This window comes from Pseudomonas imperatae, assembly GCF_057128625.1.
In genome coordinates this window covers 22,238-40,134 of the sequence record NZ_JBSKHP010000016.1, presented here as the reverse complement: position 1 = coordinate 40,134, position 17,897 = coordinate 22,238, and the positions used below count along the sequence as shown (strand labels likewise).

Annotated in this window: 15 protein-coding genes; 14 read left to right on the top strand and 1 reads right to left on the bottom strand. The window is 65.6% G+C overall.

The window, feature by feature from the left end:
* The first annotated feature begins 81 nt into the window (after positions 1-81).
* The 13 genes from ACWKWX_RS20175 to ACWKWX_RS20115 all read left to right on the top strand — a co-directional run bounded on the left by ACWKWX_RS20175 (position 82) and on the right by ACWKWX_RS20115 (position 15,037).
* Complete coding sequence (locus tag ACWKWX_RS20175) at positions 82-2,106, top strand: TonB-dependent receptor (protein WP_483828688.1); 2,025 nt, start codon at positions 82-84, stop codon at positions 2,104-2,106.
* 9 nt (positions 2,107-2,115) lie between these two features.
* Positions 2,116-3,345, top strand: coding sequence for an MFS transporter (locus tag ACWKWX_RS20170; protein ID WP_483828687.1), 1,230 nt, complete (start codon positions 2,116-2,118; stop codon positions 3,343-3,345).
* A gap of 27 nt (positions 3,346-3,372) precedes the next feature.
* A complete protein-coding gene (locus tag ACWKWX_RS20165; protein WP_483828686.1) occupies positions 3,373-4,503 on the top strand; it encodes an acyl-CoA dehydrogenase family protein in 1,131 nt (376 codons plus the stop codon).
* Positions 4,500-5,105 (top strand): pyridoxal 5'-phosphate synthase, encoded by a 606-nt coding sequence (locus tag ACWKWX_RS20160; RefSeq protein WP_416424174.1) that lies wholly within the window; start codon positions 4,500-4,502, stop codon positions 5,103-5,105. Before ACWKWX_RS20165 ends, ACWKWX_RS20160 begins: the two co-directional genes overlap by 4 nt.
* A 45-nt stretch (positions 5,106-5,150) precedes the next feature.
* Positions 5,151-5,777 (top strand): isochorismatase family protein, encoded by a 627-nt coding sequence (locus ACWKWX_RS20155; RefSeq protein ID WP_483828685.1) that lies wholly within the window; start codon positions 5,151-5,153, stop codon positions 5,775-5,777.
* Positions 5,774-7,678, top strand: coding sequence for an anthranilate synthase family protein (locus ACWKWX_RS20150; protein ID WP_483828684.1), 1,905 nt, complete (start codon positions 5,774-5,776; stop codon positions 7,676-7,678). The genes ACWKWX_RS20155 and ACWKWX_RS20150 overlap by 4 nt, the downstream gene beginning before the upstream one ends.
* A gap of 11 nt (positions 7,679-7,689) precedes the next feature.
* Positions 7,690-8,538, top strand: a complete 849-nt coding sequence (locus tag ACWKWX_RS20145) for a PhzF family phenazine biosynthesis protein (RefSeq protein WP_416424177.1) — start codon at positions 7,690-7,692, stop codon at positions 8,536-8,538.
* 41 nt (positions 8,539-8,579) lie between these two features.
* Positions 8,580-9,074 carry a PhzA/PhzB family protein gene (locus tag ACWKWX_RS20140; RefSeq protein ID WP_416424178.1) on the top strand — a complete coding sequence of 165 codons (495 nt, stop codon included), beginning with the start codon at positions 8,580-8,582 and terminating at the stop codon, positions 9,072-9,074.
* A 71-nt stretch (positions 9,075-9,145) separates the two neighbouring features.
* The gene (locus ACWKWX_RS20135) at positions 9,146-10,612 is read left to right on the top strand and encodes a 4-hydroxyphenylacetate 3-hydroxylase N-terminal domain-containing protein (RefSeq protein ID WP_483828683.1); all 1,467 of its coding nucleotides are present in this window, start codon (positions 9,146-9,148) and stop codon (positions 10,610-10,612) included.
* A gap of 165 nt (positions 10,613-10,777) precedes the next feature.
* Complete coding sequence (locus ACWKWX_RS20130) at positions 10,778-11,821, top strand: MDR family NADP-dependent oxidoreductase (RefSeq protein WP_416424180.1); 1,044 nt, start codon at positions 10,778-10,780, stop codon at positions 11,819-11,821.
* Entirely contained in the window at positions 11,818-13,032 is a 1,215-nt protein-coding gene (locus ACWKWX_RS20125; protein WP_483828682.1) for an MFS transporter, read from the top strand. The genes ACWKWX_RS20130 and ACWKWX_RS20125 overlap by 4 nt, the downstream gene beginning before the upstream one ends.
* A gap of 25 nt (positions 13,033-13,057) precedes the next feature.
* Positions 13,058-13,537: a flavin reductase gene (locus ACWKWX_RS20120; protein ID WP_416427598.1), complete on the top strand. Its 480-nt coding sequence runs from the start codon at positions 13,058-13,060 to the stop codon at positions 13,535-13,537.
* A gap of 597 nt (positions 13,538-14,134) precedes the next feature.
* Positions 14,135-15,037: a LysR family transcriptional regulator gene (locus ACWKWX_RS20115; protein WP_483828681.1), complete on the top strand. Its 903-nt coding sequence runs from the start codon at positions 14,135-14,137 to the stop codon at positions 15,035-15,037.
* Positions 15,038-15,071: 34 nt separating this feature from the next.
* Here ACWKWX_RS20115 and ACWKWX_RS20110 read toward each other — a convergent pair whose 3' ends face one another.
* Positions 15,072-16,190, bottom strand: coding sequence for a porin (locus ACWKWX_RS20110; protein WP_483828769.1), 1,119 nt, complete (start codon positions 16,188-16,190; stop codon positions 15,072-15,074).
* 385 nt (positions 16,191-16,575) lie between these two features.
* Between ACWKWX_RS20110 and ACWKWX_RS20105 the strand changes: the two genes are divergently transcribed.
* Positions 16,576-17,877 (top strand): MFS transporter, encoded by a 1,302-nt coding sequence (locus ACWKWX_RS20105; protein WP_483828680.1) that lies wholly within the window; start codon positions 16,576-16,578, stop codon positions 17,875-17,877.
* The last annotated feature ends 20 nt before the right edge of the window (positions 17,878-17,897 follow it).

Sequence of the window (17,897 nt, the reverse complement as noted above, 5' to 3'; positions counted from 1 at the left end):
AAACGAATGAGATGTATTCGTATTTATTTCCTATAGTGGCCACCACACAAATCAGCCCCCCTTACTGCCTTGGGTCACTGCATGAACTACCACTCCGGCGCCTTGCGCCGCTCCCTTTTCCTTGCCTTGTCGGCGCTGGCCCACCCGGTTGCCGCGCTGGCCGACAGCACCCAGGACACGGCCGTGGCCGGCCCGGTGACGGTGCTCCCGGCGGTGACTGTGTCGGCCGACAAGGTTGACCGGCCACTGGAAAAAGTCCCCGCCAGCGTGGCGGTGATCGACGGCCAGGACATCGAACAGTCGGGCATCACCACCATGGAACAGCTGGAGGGGCGCATTCCCGGCCTGTCGTTCCAGCCCTTCGGCCAGGCCGGCATGGAAGCCCCGGTGATGCGCGGTCTCACCGCCGGCATCCATTCCTACGCCTCGTCCATGCTGATGCTGGTGGACGATGTACCGACCATGATGGCCCAGGGGTTCGAAAACAGCTTCCTCGACGTTGACCGCGTGGAAGTGCTGCGCGGTCCGCAGTCCACCCTGTATGGCCGCAACGCCGAGGCGGGGGTGATCGCCATCCACAGCCAGCCGATGGATGAGGTAAGCCGCGCCACGGTGTCCACCGACATCGGCAGCCGCGACAAGCGCGAGCTGCGCTTCGCGCTCAGCGCGCCGCTGGTGGCGGACACGCTGTACGGCAGTATTTCCGGTGCCGTGCTGAAGCAGGATGGTTTTATCCGCAATACCTACACCGGCGGCAAGGACGATGACCGTGACCACCAGGACCTGAACATGGGCCTGCGCTGGACGCCTTCGGAGGCTACCGACATAGTCGCCCGCTACGTGCGCCAGGACTACGACGACGGCGCCACGCGCTGGGGCAACGTTGGCGACCCGCGGGCGAAGGTGGCCTCGGGCACCCCCAGTTGGAACCACTCGCTGGGCCAGACGTTATCGGTCAATGCCTCCCACGAATTGGACTCGGGCCTGCGCCTGCGCTCCATCACCGCCTACAACGACTACCACGACGACGTGCTGCAGGACACCGACTTCCGCCCGGCGCAGACCCTGTACATCGGCCGCGACAACCACATGCGCACCCTGTCCCAGGAGTTCCGCGTGGAAGGGCAGATGGGCCGCGCCGACTGGCTGGTGGGCCTGTACGGTGACCGGGGCGACAACGACCTGCGCAACTTCACCCTGCGCAGCCCGACGTTCTACGACTACCGCGCGAACCTGAAGACCTCGTCGGTGGCGCTGTTCAGCAACTGGAACCTGCCGCTTACCGACGCCTGGACGTTGTCGGCCGGCGCCCGGGTGGAGCGCATGACCGCTGCCATCAGCCCCGCCGGTGGCACGCACAAGAGCGAGGACTGGGAGTACTTCTCGCCCAAGCTCACCTTGCAGTACCAGTTCAACCCGCAGAACCAGTGGTACATCACCGCCGGCCGCGGCGTGCGGGCGGGTGGCTACAACGTCTTCGTCTCCACCCTGGACTACCCCTCGTACGCGCCGGAGGAAATCTGGAGCTATGAAACCGGCTTCAAGGGCTGGGTGCTGGACCAGCGCCTGCGCTATGCCATCGACACCTACCTGATGAAAATCGACAACATGCAGGTGCAGGTGCAGCCGGCGGTCGGCCTGATCTACACCGCCAGCGCCGCGCGGGCCACCGCCAAGGGCGTGGAGTTGGACCTGGACTACCTGCTGGCCGAGGGCTGGCAGTTGCTCGGTGGCCTGGCCTGGAACCGCACCACCTACGACAGCTTCCAGGACGGCACCGCCAGCTACGCCGGCAACTACAACAACTTCGCCCCCAAGCTTACCGGCCACGCCGACGTGCGCTACACCGCGCCCAACGGCTGGTACGCCCAGGCCGGGGTGGTAGGCACCAGCAAAATCTACCTCGACCCCGCCAACCGCTACGAGCGCAACGGCTACGGCCTGGTGAACCTGGTGACCGGCTACCGCAAGGGTGACTGGGAGGTGGCCACCTACGCCAACAATGTGGCCAACAAACGCTACGACGCGGTCGGCTACAACGCCGGCTATTACACGGTTTACAGCCCGCCACGCGAAGTCGGCCTGCGGCTGACCTGGCGCAAATAAGGAATGAACATGCAGATGCGTTCGTGGTGGCCGCGGCAGTTGCTGCTCGGCTGGCTCAACCTGGTGCTGACCGCGCCGCTGGTTTACCTGTTCATCGGCCTGCCGCTGGTGATGCGCGAGCACGGCTGGAGCGGCACCCAGATCGGCCTGATGCAACTTACCGGCCTGCCGGCCCTGGCCAAGTTCCTGTTGGCGGCGCCGCTGGAACGCTGGCCGCTGGGGCGCGCCAGTTACCGCAACTGGGCGCTGCTGCTGGGCCTGGGCTACGTCGCCAGCCTGCTGGTGCTGGCGGCCAATGACCTGGGCAGCACGCCCTATGGCGTGCTGTTCGGCCTGGCCATGCTGGTAAGCCTGTTGGGCACCTGCGCCGACCTGCCGATCAACGCCCTGGCCATCCGCCTGCTGCCAGAGGCCGAGCGCCTGCGGGCCGGCGCGGTGCGCTCGGCGGCGGTGTCGGTGGGGGCGATTGTCGGCGGTGGCTTGATGCTGATGCTGCACAGCCAGCTGGGCTGGGCGTGGCCCTTGATAGTGCTGGCGGTGGTGGTGCTGTCGGGTGTGCTGGTGGTGCCGTTGCTGCCTGAGCCTGCCCTCGATGGCTCAGCTACCCAGGCTCCCACCCTTGGCGCCAACCATTGGCTGGCCTGGTTCGCCATGCCTGGCCAGCGCCGGTGGGCGCTGCTGCTGGTGCTGTATTACCCGCTGATCGGCGCCGTGTGGGTGTTCCTCAAGCCGCTGATGCTGGACCAGGGTTTCGCACCGGAGCACATCGCCCGCATCGTCGGTGTCGGCGGTGGCGTGGCGGCGGCGTTGGCCAGCCTGGCCGGCGGTTATGTGTCACGTCGGTGCGGCACGCAGGTCGCGCTACCGCTGTTCGCCGCCTGCAACCTGCTGGCGCTGGGCTTGATGGCCCTGGTCACCGGCCTGGCCCCGGGCGCCACGGCGCTCACCGTGGCGGCCCTGGTGGTGGCGCTGATGATGGGCGCCTCGGGCGGGCTGGTGTTCGGCCTGATGATGGACCATGCCCGGCCTGGCCTGGCGGCCCTGGACTACGGCATCCAGAGCAGCCTGTTCGTGGTTGGCCGCACGCTGCTGCCGATGCTGGCGGGGGTGTTGCTCGACCACGTGGGCTACGCCGGCCTGTTCGCCTGCCTGCTGGCCGGGCTGGCGCTGATGCTGACCTGGCTGCTGGCCGGCGGCCAACCACTGCGGCCTGTGCCCCAGGCCCGGCCCACCGAATAAACCTCGACTTTCCCTGGAGACTGCACCATGCCCCAGCACAGCTTGCTGCGCACCCCTGTACCCCTTGATCACGCCTGCGCCGTGGCCGCCCAGCATGCGTCCAGCGCCGACAAGCGCTGCGCCCTGGCCGAAGAGGTGGTGGACGCGCTGACCGCCGCTGGCTTCGCCCGCCATTTCGTGCCCCGCGAACAGGGCGGCCAGCCCGGCACCTTTGCCGAACTGTCACAACGCGTCATCGCCCTTGGCAGTGCCTGCCCCTCTGCCGCCTGGTGCGCGGTGATCCAGGCCGTCACCGGGCGCATGGCGGCCTACCTGCCCCCCCTTGCGCAGACGGAAATCTGGAGCCGTGGCCTCGATGTACGCCTGTCGGCCTCGTTCCGCTGCACCGGCACGGTAGAGACCACGGCAGAGGGCTGGCGCCTCTCCGGCACCTGGCATTACCTGTCGGGCATCGACTTCGCCCGCTGGGCCCTGGTGCTGATCGAGCCCAAGGGCCAGGAGCGCGAACCACGCTTTGCAGCCGTGCCGTCCCATGCCTGGCGCGTGCTGGACGACTGGCAGACCCTGGGCATGCGCGGTACCGGCAGCCGCTCCATCACCCTGGACGACGTGCACGTGCCCAGCCACATGACCTTTGCCCGCAGCGACCTGGTCAAGGGCCGCGCCCGCCACGCCCAAGGGCCGCAGTACCAGGCCTCGCCGGTGGGCTCGGACCCCGCGCTGTTCCTGTCCTGCGCCCTGGGCGCGGCCAGCCACTGCCTGGAACAGTGGGCGCAGGTGCTGGGCGCCAGCACGCTGCCCAACGAACTGGCCATTGCCTACGCCAGCGCCTGCAGCACGGTCGATACCTGTCGGTTACTGCTGCGCAACGCCTGCGAGCTCACCGACCAGGGCGAACTGACCCCGCTGCAGGTAGCGCGCAACGCCCGTGATGGCGCCTTTGCCGCGCAGCTGCTGCTGGACGCCATGAACCGCGTGTTCCGCCTCAGCGGCGCGCACGCCCATTACAGCACCAGCCAGTTGCAGAAGACCTGGCGAGACGTGCAGACGCTGACCTCGCACATCGCCCTGCGCCCCGAATTCAACTTTATCAGCTACGCCAACCAGGCCCTGGCGCCCAGCGCCCAGGCCATGCCACCCCTCATGAGGCACCAATGATGAACAGCGCAGCACCGAGCATTTTCGACGCCACCCCCCAGCACCCGGTACAGGCCATTCACGCCTGGCTGGCGCAGGCCAAGGCCGCCGAAGTCATCGAGCCGACCGCCGTGGCCTTCGCCACGGCCAACGCCCAGGGCATTGCCTCCAACCGCATCGTGCAGATCCTTGATGTGTCGGCCGCCGGCCTGGTGTTCGCCACCCATGTCAACAGCCCCAAGGGCGCCGACCTCCAGGCCACCGGCTGGGCGTCCTGCGTGTTCCATTGGCCGCAGGTGCAGCGCCAGGTCATCGTCAGCGGGCCGGTGGAGGCGCTGGGCGCCGGCCAGTCCGATGCCCTGTGGGCCGCGCGGCCACCACAGTCCCACGCCATGTCGGTGGTCAGCACGCAAAGCGCGCCGCTGGCCGATGAGCAGGCGCTGCGCGAGCAGGCCCTGGCCGCCGGCGCGCTTGGCGGCCTGGCGCGGCCACCGAAGTGGGCCGGGTTCATCCTGCGCCCGCACCTCGTCGAGTTCTGGCAGTTCGCCCCGGACCGTCTCTACAAGCGCCTCAAATACGAGTGGGCCCAGGGGCAGTGGACTGCCTCGCGCCTGCAGCCCTGAGCGCAGCGCCAACCCTAACCCTTTCCCTTGCAACAGGAGTGAGTCATGGCTGGAATTCCCTCTATCTCGTCCTACCGCCTGCCGCACCGCGATGAAATCGCGCCCAACGTGGCACCGTGGCAGGTGGACCCGCAGCGCGCCGTGTTGCTGGTGCACGACATGCAGCGCTTCTTCCTGCGCCCGCTGCCACCCCAGGACCTGGCGCCGGCCCTGGTGGGCAACGTCGAAACCCTGATTGGCCGGGCCCGTGCCCTGGGCATGCCGGTGGCCTACACCGCCCAGCCTGGCGGCATGACCCCGCAGCAGCGCGGCCTGCTGCGCGACTTCTGGGGTGAAGGCATGAAGGTCGACCCCCAGGACCGCCACCTCGACGTACGCTGTGCCTCGCGCGACGGCGACTGGCTGCTGACCAAGTGGCGCTACAGCGCCTTCTTCAATACCGACCTGCTGCGGCTGATGCGCGAGCACGGCAAGCAGCAGTTGATCATCTGCGGCGTGTACGCACACATCGGTATCCTGGCCACTGCAATCGAGGCGTTCAGCCATGACATCGAGACGTTCATCGTCAGCGACGCAGTGGCTGATTTTTCCCGCCAGGACCACGTTGCGACCCTCAACTATGCCGCACAGGCCTGCGCCTGCATTGTCGCCACCGGGGAGGTGCTGGCATGAATGCCTCGCTGCTCACCCGGCTGCGCCAGGCGCCGCAGGCGCTGGGGGCGTTCGCCTTGTTGATTCGTGCAGGGCAGGGCGGCGTGCCCACCCTGGAGATCCTGCGCGGCGCCACCTTCGAGTGCCAGCGGCTGGACCAGATACCGCTGCCGCCCGCCGACCACGTCGGCCCCTGGCTGCTGAGCCTGGTGCCGTACCGGCAGGTCAGTGAACGCGGCTACGACTGCATCGACGACGGTGAAAGCCTGCGCCTGATGCAGGTGCAAGAGTCGCAGACGGTGGCGCTGCACCTCGCCCTGCAGGAATGGCCCGGCACGCCGGTGGCCATCGGCGCCGGTGCGTTCGACATCGACGACGACGCCTACGCCCAGCTGGTGCGGGGCATCATCGGCAACGAAATCAGCAACGGCGAGGGCGCCAACTTCGTCATCAAGCGCACCTGGCAGGCCAGCATCGAGCAGTATTCGCTGGGCAGCGCGCTCACCGCCTTCAAGCAGTTGGCCCAGCAGGAAAGCAAGGCCTACTGGACCTTCCTGGTGCACACCGGCGAGCGCACCTGGATCGGCGCCTCGCCCGAGCGCCACGTGTCGCTGCAGGCTGGCGTTGCGTGCATGAACCCCATCAGCGGCACTTACCGCTACCCGGTGGGCGGCGCCACCCTGTCCGGCGTGCTGCAGTTCCTGGACGACCGCAAGGAGAGCGACGAGCTGTACATGGTGGTGGATGAGGAGCTGAAGATGATGTCCTCGTTCTGCCCCGACGGTGCGCAGGTGATCGGCCCGCGGTTGAAGATGATGTCGCGGCTGGCGCACACCGAATACGTGCTGGAAGGCCGCTCCGACGCCGACCCGCGCACCATCCTGCGGCAGACCCTGTTCTCGCCGGCGGTCACCGGCAGCCCGGTGCAGAACGCCTGCCGGGTCATCGCCCGTCACGAGGCCTGTGGCCGCGGCTATTACGCCGGGGTGCTGGCGCTGTTCGGCCGCGAGGCCTCGGGGCAGGTGGCGCTGGACTCGACCATCATGATTCGCACCGCCGACATCGATCAGGGCGGTACCCTGCGGGTGTCGGTGGGCGCCACAATCGTCCGCCATTCCGACCCCGCCAGCGAGGCGCAGGAAAGCCGGGTCAAGGCCCAGGCCATTCTCAACGCGTTCACCCAGTCGTCGCTGCTGGACGTGGAACAGTCGCCCGCCATCGCCGCCGCGCTGGCCCAGCGCAACGCTGGCATCTCGACCTTCTGGCTGGCCGACTTCCAGGCCCGTCGCAGCGTTACGCGCGAGCTGGCCGGGCGCGAGTTGCTGATCATCGATGCCGAAGACAGCTTCACCGAAATGCTCGGCCAGCAGCTGCGGGCGCTGGGCGTGAAAGTGTCTATCGCCAGCGTCGATGACTGGCGCGTGCAGACCGGCAACTGGGACCTGGCGCTATTCGGCCCGGGGCCGGGGGACCCCGGCCACCCCAGCGACCGGCGCATCAATGGCCTGCGCGCTGCACTGAGGCAGGCGCTGGCGCACGGCAAGCCGTTCATGGCGGTGTGCCTGAGCCACCAGCTGCTGTGCCTGGAACTGGGCCTGCCCGTCGGCCGGCTGGCGCAGCCCAACCAGGGCGTACAGGTGCCTATCGACTACTTCGGTGCGCTGCAGAAAGTGGGCTTCTACAACACCTTCTGTGCTCGCCACCCGCACCCCAGCCTGCTGTACCACGGCCAGCGCGTGGAGGTCTGCCGCGATGCCGCAAGCCATGAAGTGCACGCCCTGCGCGGCTCGGGCTTCTGCTCCACGCAGTTCCATCCCGAGTCGATTCTGACCGAGCGTGGCCCGGCGCTGCTGGCCGAGGCGCTGCTGCATATCACCCGCGACGCCCGTGGCCTGGCCACGGCCATTCCAGCCCTGATGTGAAAGGACACACCATGCACACCTACGATTACGTCATCGCCGATGCCTTCACCGAGCAGCCCTTGAGCGGCAACCCGGTGGCGGTGTTCACCCATGCCGAGGGCCTGAGCGCCGAGGACATGCAGCGCATAGCCCGCGAGCTGAACCTGTCGGAGACCACCTTTGTGTTCCCGCCGCGCAAGGACGGCGATTATTGGGTGCGGATTTTTACCCCGGTGAACGAATTGCCTTTCGCCGGCCACCCCACCCTGGGCACCGCCGTGGTGCTGGGCCAGGACTTCGCCGGCCCGCTGCTGAAGTTCGAGACCGGCATGGGCACCGTGCCGTTCCAGCTGCAACGTGACGCCAGCGGGGCGCTGGCTGCGGTGCAGATGGACCAGCCGGTGCCCACCTGGTCTGCCTACGAGCACGCCGATGTGGTGCTTGAAGCCCTGGGCCTTGAGCGCTCGACCTTGCCGGTGGAGATGTACGTCAACGGCCCGCGTCACGTGTTCGTGGGCCTCAAGGACGTGGCCAGCCTGGCCGCCCTGAAACCCGACCTGCGCCTGCTGGCGCCATTGCCGGACGTGGCCATCAATTGCTTCGCCGGGCACGGGCGGCAGTGGCGCGCACGCATGTTTTCGCCGGCTTACGGCGTCACCGAAGACCCGGCCACCGGCTCCGCCGCCGGGCCCCTGGCACTGCACCTGATTCGCCACGACCGCCTGGCCTTCGGCGAGGCCATCGAGATTGTGCAGGGGGTGGAAATTGGCCGCCCCTCGCTGATGCGCGCCCAGGTGCACGGCAGCCTCGGGCGCATCGGCCCGATCCAGGTCGGCGGCAGCGGCGTCATCGTCGCCCACGGCACGTTCAGCAAGTGGTAAGCCCCCCTCAACACCACACTTTCAACCCCAAGGAGACAACCATGAGCAAGCAAGCAGTCACCAACCCCTGGCCCGCCGAACAAAGTACCCTGCGCGAACTCAACCGCGCGACCGTCGAGGACTACATGAGCCGACGCGGTGAGGGGCGGCTGACCCGCTACCAGCTGTTCGCCGAAAACGGCTCGGCCGGGCTGTGGACCAACGACACCCTGGCCCCCATCGTCTCGCGCAGCCACGCGGTGCTCAAGCGCCATGGCGCCTGGTCGCTGGAGTGCTTCCCGGACTGGGAGTGGACCAACGTGCAGATCTTCGAGACCCAGGACCCCAACTACTTCATCGCCGAATGCGACGGCGAGGGCGCCATCAACTTCCCCGGCTATGAGCCCGGCCATTACGCCAACCACTTCTTCCATACGTTTTACCTGCACAACGGCAAGATCACCGAGCAGCGCGAATTCATGAACCCCTACCGCCAGATGGTGGCCCTGGGCATTCCCATCACGCCCATTCGCCGCGCCGGCATTCCGGTCGACTGAGGCTCAATTGCGCCTGGGCCCGGCCCAGGCATCTGCCATTCCCGCAACCGCACGCAACCATGGGGCACAGCATGCAAGACCAGCGCAAATTCCTGAAAAGTGGTGAGGCATTCAAGCAGTCACTGCGCGACGACCGTACGGTGATCTACCAGGGCGAACAGGTAGAAGATGTCACCACGCATTTTTCCACCGCCGGCGGTATCGCCCAGGTGGCGCAGATCTATGATGAGCAACTGGCCGGCGCCAATGATGACCTGCTGACCTACCGGCGCGCCGACGGTTACCTGGCGTCGTCGGCCTACATGGCGCCACGCAGCAAGGACGACCTGGCCCAGCGCCGGCGCGCTATTCGCCACGTGGCGCAGAAAACCTGGGGCACCCATTGCCGCAGCCTGGACATGATTGCCAGCTTCTCGGTGGGCATGCTCGGCTACATTCCCACCTTCCAGAAGAAATGCCCCGAGTACGCGGAGAACATCGCCGCTTATCACGACTACGCCGAGCGCAACAGCCTGTACCTGTCCGAGGCCATCGTCGACCCCCAGGGCTACCGCGCCCGCTCCACCGGCACCGCGCTGGACCTGCCGGCGCCAGACCGGGCGGTGATGCGCATCACCCGTGAAAACGAGCGTGGCATCTGGATCAGTGGCATCAAGGGGGTGGGCACCGTCGCGCCGCAGTCCAACGAGATCTTCGTTGGCAGCCTGCACCCGGCCAATAGCGCCGAGTCGTTCTGGGCCTACGTGCCCACCAACGCCGAAGGCGTGAAGATTTTCTGTCGCGAAGCGGTCTCGCGCCCCGGAGCCACGGCGTATGACCACCCGCTGACCTCCAAGGGCGAGGAGGCCGAGGCCATGGTGGTGTTCGACAACGTGTTCATCCCGCGCTGGCGGATCATGGCGGCCAATACCCCGGAACTGGCGCATGCGGGGTTCTTCAACCTGTTCACCTCCTACAGCCACTGGTACACCCTGGTGCGCCTGGAAACCAAGGCCGAGCTGTACGCCGGGCTGGCCAAGGTCATCCTGGAAGTGCTGGGCCTGGAAGGTATTCCGGTGGTGCGCCAGCGGGTCAGCGAAATCGTGCAGTTCGCCGAGATCCTGCGGGGCATGTGCATCGCATCCATGGAGACGGCGACGATGTCCGAAGGCGACATTCTGCTGCCCGGCCCCAACGCCTTGGCGGCAGGCCGGGTGTTTGCCATGGAGAAGCTGCCGCGCATCCTGCATCTGCTGCGCGAGCTGTGCGGCCAGGGCCTGATCCTGCGCTTCCCGGAAAAGGACCTCGATAGCAATGCGGCGTTCGGCCAGAAGTTTGCCTGGTTTCTCGACACCCAGCGGGTCGGCGCCCGCGAGAAAAACCTGCTGATGAACCTGGTGTGGGACGTGGCCGCCAGCGAGCACGCCATGCGCTCCCTGGTGTTCGAGGAGCAGCACGCCCTCAGCGAACCGTTGCTGCGCGACCGCCTGGTGCTGGATTTCGACTACCGCGAGGGCGCCGGCCTGGTGCGCCGCACCGTGGGCCTGGAGGCGCGCTGACCCCTGCGCGTTTTGCCAAAACCTAAATCCGAATCGCCTAAGCATGCGCCCAGAGCAGGCAGGGCGCGGATTTTATAATGGCCGCGAAGCGTTCGGGCGCACTGCCGTTGCGGTCTGCGCCGCAGCGGCGGATGCCGTTTACCCACTGAAACAAGGAAATTACCGATGTCTGAACACACCCGCCTGTCCCGCGAGGTCATTCTGATAGACCACACCAGCGGTGAGCTCAAGGCCGAACATTTTGCCATTGTCGAGACCACCGCGCGCACCCCGGGCCCCGGCGAGGTGCTGGTGCGCAACCGCTGGTTCCGCGTGTCCATTTCCACCCGCCTGATGGCGGAGCAGGGCGCCGAGGAGGTCAAGGGCATTCCCTTCCCGCCGCTCAACCCCGGCGACACCCTGGCCGATGGCGCCCTTGGCGAAGTGGTGCAGGTAGGTCCGGGCTGCGACCTGGCCGTGGGCAGCCTGGTGATGCACCCGCTGGGCTGGCGCGAATACGCCGTGGTGCCGGCCGCCCAGTGCAAGCGGGTAGGTACCGCCGACGTCGACCCGGCCGCCTGGCTGGGCCACGGCTGGACCGCTTTTGCTGCGCTGCGCGAATGTGCCCAGGTGCGCCCCGGCGACACCGTGCTGGTCACCAGCGGCGCCGGCGCCATCGGCTCCATGGCCGGGCAGATTGCCCGCCTGTTGGGCGCCGGCCGGGTGATCGGGACCACCAGCGGCCAGCAGAAGGCCCAATGGATGCGCGAAGCACTGGGTTACGACGTCGTGGTGACCCGCGACGGCGGCGACTTCCGCACGCAACTGGCGGTGGCCGCCCCGGACGGTATCGACGTGATCGTCGACATGGTCGGCGGCGAGCAACTGGCGGCTGCCATTGAACAAACCCGCCACGGTGCACGCTGCGTGCTGCTGGGTGCGTTGACGGCCGAGTTGAACCCGCGCAACGCAACGCTGAAGGCGTTGGTGGAGGTGGACACTTTCCAGTTGATTCTCAAGGGCGTGACCGTGCGTGGTTTCAGCGCCGACGAGCATGCGCCGACGCTGTTCGACGCCTGGTTGCAGCAGGCGCAGGCGTGGCAGCGCGAAGGCCGAATCCAGCTGGCGCATACCTTGGTGAAGGGCCTGGACAACGCCCCCTTGGCGTTGCAGGAAGCTTGTGCTGGGCGGCTCAAGGGCCTGGTCATGGTGGAGCTTGCAGCGCTATGAACAGCAAAGTCATGGGTATTTCCGATAACGCGGCGCCAGCGATTGCCGCACCTGCGGTGCAGTCATGGCTGCTGTGGGCGGGTTTCATTCTGGTGTCGCTGAACCTACGTCTGATTTTTGCCACCGTCGGGCCGCTGCTGGAGACCCTGCAGCTGGGCTTCAGCTCGACGCTGCTGGTGACCACCTTGCCACTGGTGCTGCTGGGATTGTTTTCCATACCCGGGGTCAAGCTGCGCCATTGGCTGGGCGAGGAGCGCGCCCTGTTCGGCGCCCTGGCCTTGTTGGTGCTGGGCTGCGGCTTACGCGGTTTCGGCGAGCTGGCGCTGATCGCCGGTACAGTGCTGGGCAGTGCCGGCATCGCGGTGATGAACGTGATCATGCCGGCCCTGGCCCGCAAGCGGTTCGGCCCCCAACGCATGGGCTTGGTCATGGGCGTGTATGCGCTGATGCTCGGCGCCGGGGCGGTGCTGGGTGCCAGTGTGTCGCTGCCGCTGTCGCAAGCCTTGGGTGCAGGCCAGCCCGGGGCCTTTGCATCCCTGGGGCTATGGGCAGTGCCGGCGCTGCTGGCGCTGCTGGTATGGCTGCCGCAGCTGCGTCACAAGGCGGCCGTCGTTGGCCATGGGGGGCACGCCAGCGCGCCGGTCAACGTCTACCGCGACCGCACGGCCTGGGCGATCACCTTGTTCTTCGGCCTGCAGGTGCTCAACCTGTTCGTGTTCCTGCCGTGGATGCCCACGTTGCTCAAGGACCGCGGCACCACACTGGCCGAGGCAGCGCTGGTGTTCTCGCTGTCCCAGATCTGCCTGATGGTGGCCAGCTTCGTCACGCCATTGGTGGCCGCGCGCAGTCGGGATCAACGGCCGCATATCGTGCTGACGGTGTTGTTGTGCCTGGCCGGCACCCTGGGGCTGTTGTACATGCCGGTGGGCAGCGTGCTGGCGTGGGCCTGCCTGTTGGGGTTTGGCCAGGGCGCGGGGTTGTCGCTGGGCACCTTCCTGTTCGTCGGCAAGGCGGCCAGCATCGATACCGCCACGCGCATCTCGGCCATGGCGCAGACCGTCGGTTACCTGATTGCGGTGGCAGGGCCATTGTTGATCGGCGCGCTCTACCAGCGTACCGGCGACTGGAACCTGCCAGTGCTGATCCTGGCGGGCATTCTGTTGCTTGAGCTGGTGGTGGCATTGCCGGCCGGCCGCGACGTCAAGGTTTGAGCACGCCAACGAGGGAGGCATGAGCATGGTGGATGCAAGCAGCTTTCGCGATGCAATGGCAATGCTGGGGGGCGCCGTGTCGGTCATCACCACCGACGGCGCGGCGGGGCGCCATGGCTTCACGGCATCGGCGGTGTGCAGCGTCACCGACACGCCACCCACGCTGCTGGTGTGCATGAACCGCGCATCCCAGGCCAATGCGCCGTTCAAGGCCAACGGCGCGGTGTGCGTGAACGTGCTGGCCGGCGCCCACCAGGCGCTGTCGGCCACCTTTGCCGACCGCCGCCTGAGCATGGAACAACGCTTCGCCGCCACCGCCTGGAGCACCCTGAAAAGCGGTGCGCCGGTGTTGGACGAAGCCCTGGTGAGCTTCGACTGCCGCATTGCACAGGTGCATGAGGTGGGCACCCACAGCGTGTTCTACTGCACCCTGCACGGCATCCGCCAAGGCGGTGCGGGGCAGGGGCTGGTGTACTTCAACCGCGCCTACCACCGGCTAGGCTAGGCGCCAAGCGCAACCTGAAGCAGCTGGGCAGGCGTGCGCCGGTCCTGCTGCTGCCAGTCAAGCTTATTGTTTTATAACGGTTTTATGGAAGTCAGTGGCACTTGGTCACAGGCTATCGGGGTCCCCAAAAAACATTTTGAATAGGCTCTAGCACGCGGGTTTTGGCGCGAAAAATCGAAAAGATACCCCCACTGGTACCCCCAGTCGCACCACGTGGATCCGAGATCGAGAATGGCGATTTCTGACTGCAGGCCCGGGTGGCTGTGGGGGGTATCCAGTGTACTCCAGATGAGGACTTGAACGAGAGAAGGTCTTTGCAAGGGGCGGTCTTGACGTCGCTTTTCTGAAGTTCTTCGATTCAATGCCACGATCAACTGCAATGGGCGCCACCGCAGGCTGCGCGGGTCGTGAACCACACTGTAGATACGCGGCTTAGCAGCGCCCGCGAACCCTGCGGCAGTCGCTGCAACCAATACTTGTCCCGTCCCGTTGCGGGCTTTTTGATCGCGTCACTGTACCCTGGGCACCGCCAACCTGTTAATTGAGGTACGCTTTTTGCCTGGCGCAACCCACACAACAAGAATTGGAGAGCCATGAGTGAAACTGCAACAGATCAAGGCGTTGGTAGCGATCGATCAGACGGGGAGCATCCAGGAGGCCTCGCAGATTCTGCATGTGACCCAGCCTGCCTTGAGTCGCTCCATCAAGGAGCTGGAGCGTTTGCTGGGGATGAGCCTGCTCAAGCGCTCGTACAAGGGCATGTCGCTGACCGACGAGGGCAAGCGCTTGATCCGCCACGCGCAATTGGCGGTGGAAAGCGTACGGCGTCTTCAGATCGAGGCCGAGAACATCACCGAGACTACGGTGGGAGAGATCACGATTGGGGTAACCTCACTCACGGCGGTGATTGCAGGGGTGGACGAGTGCGTGGCTCAGTTCCAGGAAAAGAACCCGCGCATGAGGATCAAGCTGGTGGAATTGCGCCCCAGTCAAATCCTGCACCGTCTACGTGAGGGGTCGCTGGATTTCGCGTTGACGTCGCAACAGAACGCGATGCGGCTGAACCTTGACTGGGAACCGGTGGGGCAGATTCGCGGACGGGTGTTCTGCGATAGCGACAACCCTTTGCGCCATGTGCATTCGCTCCGTCAGTTGCAGCATGCCAAGTGGGTAAGCCTGGACGAGGTCGACAATGCCTCGTCGCAGTTCTACCAGATGTTCGAGTCCAACGACATTCGCCTTCCGCAGACCATCATCGAGTGCTCATCGATCATCCTGGCCATCCGCATGGTGCTCAGAACCGGGGCATTCATCACACTCAGCGAATTGGGGCAGATGGGCATCTTCCCGGGCGGTCAGCCCCATCACGTCGTCGAGGTCAAGCTGGGGGAGAGCATACCGGACTACCCGATCTTCCTGGTCAGCATAGATCGCAATGCGTTGACCACTCCCGCCCGGGATTTGTTTCTGAACCTCAAGCGTGTGTTGCGCCAGCAGTAGCCCCCAGGCGCCAGGACTCAGGCAGGCGGTGGCATCAGAAGTGGTAGTAAGTGCCGATGGCCAGGTTCTGCGGGTCATCGCCGCCTTGCTCCAACGGAATGCCTGCGTAACTCACATAAGCTCTGGGTTGATTTTTAATCGCCCCCAGGCGCCCGTAAATTGCCCAGTGCCGGTTGATGAAGTGGTCGTAGCCCAGCATCGCACCGGTTGCGTCCTGCTCATCAGCACTGAGGTGACGGTGCACCCATACCAGCCGGGCGACATCGGCTTTGCCCACCGGCGCCACCATGCCCAGGGTAATCGCCGTCATGGTGGGCGTGGTGGGGTAGTCCACAGTCTGGCGCTGCCAGTTGAGGTCAGCCGAGACGGGGCCGAAGTCGTAGAACAGCGTGGTGCTCTTGAAGTAGTTATGGGTTTGGCGGCTGACCCCCTGGTCGTCCCAAGGGTCGCTGAGAACATCGTTGTAGGACATCATGAACAGGCTTCGCGTGGTGGTGTGCGTCAGCATCACGCCCTTGCCCCTCACGGTTTTGCCGGCGTCGGCTGCGTCGTTGAAGCCAAACTGCAGGGCCGTGCGCAGGGTCAGCCCCAGCCAGGCGGGGGTAGTGTAGGCCAGGGTATGCTTGGGCCTGGCATCGCTGTAGTAGCTGCCCTTGCCATAAGGGGCGCTGGCAAGGTAGGTGTAGGGCGAGCCGTACACGGCGAAGAACGGGTCCACGGTGGTCGGTGTGCCGGTGCCGTAGGTCTTGCCCGCCTCCAGTCTGCCGTAGGCCTTGCTGCGCAGCGCGACGACCGCCAGGCGCGGTGCGCTGATGTCCTTCCAGTGCTGGTCGAACGCCTGGCCATTGAGGTTGAGGCCCTCCTCGGCGTCCAGTTCCAGCACAGTGTCGGGCGCCACGGGTGTGCGGTAATACAGCCCGACCTTGTTGGTCCATGCACCGCCGCCTTCCAGCATGTACCCAGCGTGATGATCGGAGTCGTGATAACCGGCGAATACGTCCAGCGTGCCATAAAGCCTAAATTGCTCATCGTAGCCTTTGTCGAACCCGTAGGGCCCGAAACCCGGTAACACCCTGGCCAGGCCGGGGAAGCCGTCAGCTTGGGCAAACGGGCCGGTTAGCAGGGCCGTGAAGGTGACGACAGCAGTACGCATGGCGGCAGGTCGACGCATCGTTGATTCCTCTGGGCTGGTAGACGGGCCTAGAGTTGCCGATGCGTGGGTTGTCACAATATTTACATTTTTTCAGGCCGATGCCGTTTGGCTATTTTCTGCCAGCAGCAGCCCGCCCCAGTGTCCAACCAAGCGTCGGCCCGGGCGCAAGTGCTACGTTGGAGCTCGCTCTTGGCTGGTTCGGCGCCCACCCATGACGCATCACTTAGCTGGCATGCACCGCCAAAGCGCGGTTACCACCACGACGCCGTGTCCTGTCTGTGGGCAATATGCAATTTTGGTAACTGCCAAAAAAACGGGCATGTGTTGTCTCCAAACCGCTGCGCGATAGTCGTCCTGCCACCCCTATCAACCTTGGAGACACCGCATGAGCAGTTCGCACGCGCAAGCAGCGCTGCTACACCACGACCATGCCGCAGGCCCGAGCGTCATTGCCCGACGTGCCACCTTGGCGTGTGCCCTTGGCAACGCGTTGGAGATGTACGATTTCACGATCTACAGCTTTTTCGCCGTGGTCATAGCCCATAACTTCTTCCCCGCGCAGTCAGAGCTGGCATCGCTGATGATGTCACTGACGACCTTCGGTATCGGCTTTTTGATGCGCCCCCTTGGCGCGGTGATGATTGGTCGTATTGCCGACTCGCGGGGCCGCAAAGCGGCACTCAGCCTGACGATCAGCTTGATGACCTTGGGCACGGCGATGATCGCTTTCGCGCCCTCGTTTGCCCAGGCGGGGGTTCTCGGCACGCTGATTCTGGTGCTGGGCCGCTTGACCCAAGGATTCTCCGCGGGCGGGGAAATCGGTACGGCGTCGGTGTTCCTGATGGAAGCCAGCAACCCGGCACGGCGCTGCCGCAACCTGGCCTGGCAGGGTGCCAGTCAATCCTACGCCGCGTTGCTGGGCGCCGGCGTTGGCTTGCTGGTCACTCGCTCACTGAGCAGCGACGCCTTGAACGATTGGGGGTGGCGCCTGCCCTTCATGCTAGGCCTTGTAATCGGGCCGGTGGGCTGGTTCATCCGCCGTTATTTGCCGGAAACGTTTGAAGCGGCGCCGCAGGTGACCGCCAAGCAGGCGTTGCATGCGCGGCTGGACGTGCGCAACACCCTGCTCACGACGGGGCTCATGGCCAGCACCACCATCGGCATGTACCTGTTTATTTTCTACATGCCTTCCTACCTGGTCACGGCGCTGCACTACCCGGCCAGCAGTGCCATGGTCATCCCGTGCGTCGCGGCGGCCTGCGGTGCGCTCATCGCGCCCTGGGCCGCCCGCCTGGCCGATCGGTATCAACTGCGCAAGCGCCTGATCGCCTGCACCATGTCAAGTTCGCTGGCGTTGTCCGGCGTGACGTTCTGGGTGTTGGCACATACCCAAAGCCTGACCGTGGCCATGGTCATGATGGCAATCCAGTCGCTACCCAGCTGCCTGGGGTCAGGTGCGTTTTTCGCGCTGATCACCGAAGCCTTCCAACGGCATAACAGGGCGCTGGGGTGCTCGGTGAGCTACAGCTTTGGCGTGACGCTGTTCGGTGGGTTTTCTCCCTTGATTGCCACCTCGTTGATCGCCGCGTTCGGCACCCCCATGGCGCCGCTGTTTTACCTGTACATCGGCGGGGCAATCAGCCTGGTGTGCCTGTGCCTGATCAAAGAGCACCCCGGCCGCGATTAATTAAAAAAGGACTTACCGAC

What these genes read in the sequence shown, in the direction of transcription:
- ACWKWX_RS20175 (WP_483828688.1), top strand. Translation starts at nt 82, where the DNA reads ATGAACTACCACTCCGGCGCCTTGCGCCGCTCCCTTTTCCTTGCCTTG.
- ACWKWX_RS20170 (WP_483828687.1), top strand. Translation starts at nt 2,116, where the DNA reads ATGCAGATGCGTTCGTGGTGGCCGCGGCAGTTGCTGCTCGGCTGGCTC.
- ACWKWX_RS20165 (WP_483828686.1), top strand. Translation starts at nt 3,373, where the DNA reads ATGCCCCAGCACAGCTTGCTGCGCACCCCTGTACCCCTTGATCACGCC.
- ACWKWX_RS20160 (WP_416424174.1), top strand. Translation starts at nt 4,500, where the DNA reads ATGATGAACAGCGCAGCACCGAGCATTTTCGACGCCACCCCCCAGCAC.
- ACWKWX_RS20155 (WP_483828685.1), top strand. Translation starts at nt 5,151, where the DNA reads ATGGCTGGAATTCCCTCTATCTCGTCCTACCGCCTGCCGCACCGCGAT.
- ACWKWX_RS20150 (WP_483828684.1), top strand. Translation starts at nt 5,774, where the DNA reads ATGAATGCCTCGCTGCTCACCCGGCTGCGCCAGGCGCCGCAGGCGCTG.
- ACWKWX_RS20145 (WP_416424177.1), top strand. Translation starts at nt 7,690, where the DNA reads ATGCACACCTACGATTACGTCATCGCCGATGCCTTCACCGAGCAGCCC.
- ACWKWX_RS20140 (WP_416424178.1), top strand. Translation starts at nt 8,580, where the DNA reads ATGAGCAAGCAAGCAGTCACCAACCCCTGGCCCGCCGAACAAAGTACC.
- ACWKWX_RS20135 (WP_483828683.1), top strand. Translation starts at nt 9,146, where the DNA reads ATGCAAGACCAGCGCAAATTCCTGAAAAGTGGTGAGGCATTCAAGCAG.
- ACWKWX_RS20130 (WP_416424180.1), top strand. Translation starts at nt 10,778, where the DNA reads ATGTCTGAACACACCCGCCTGTCCCGCGAGGTCATTCTGATAGACCAC.
- ACWKWX_RS20125 (WP_483828682.1), top strand. Translation starts at nt 11,818, where the DNA reads ATGAACAGCAAAGTCATGGGTATTTCCGATAACGCGGCGCCAGCGATT.
- ACWKWX_RS20120 (WP_416427598.1), top strand. Translation starts at nt 13,058, where the DNA reads ATGGTGGATGCAAGCAGCTTTCGCGATGCAATGGCAATGCTGGGGGGC.
- ACWKWX_RS20110 (WP_483828769.1), bottom strand. Translation starts at nt 16,190, where the DNA reads ATGCGTACTGCTGTCGTCACCTTCACGGCCCTGCTAACCGGCCCGTTT.
- ACWKWX_RS20105 (WP_483828680.1), top strand. Translation starts at nt 16,576, where the DNA reads ATGAGCAGTTCGCACGCGCAAGCAGCGCTGCTACACCACGACCATGCC.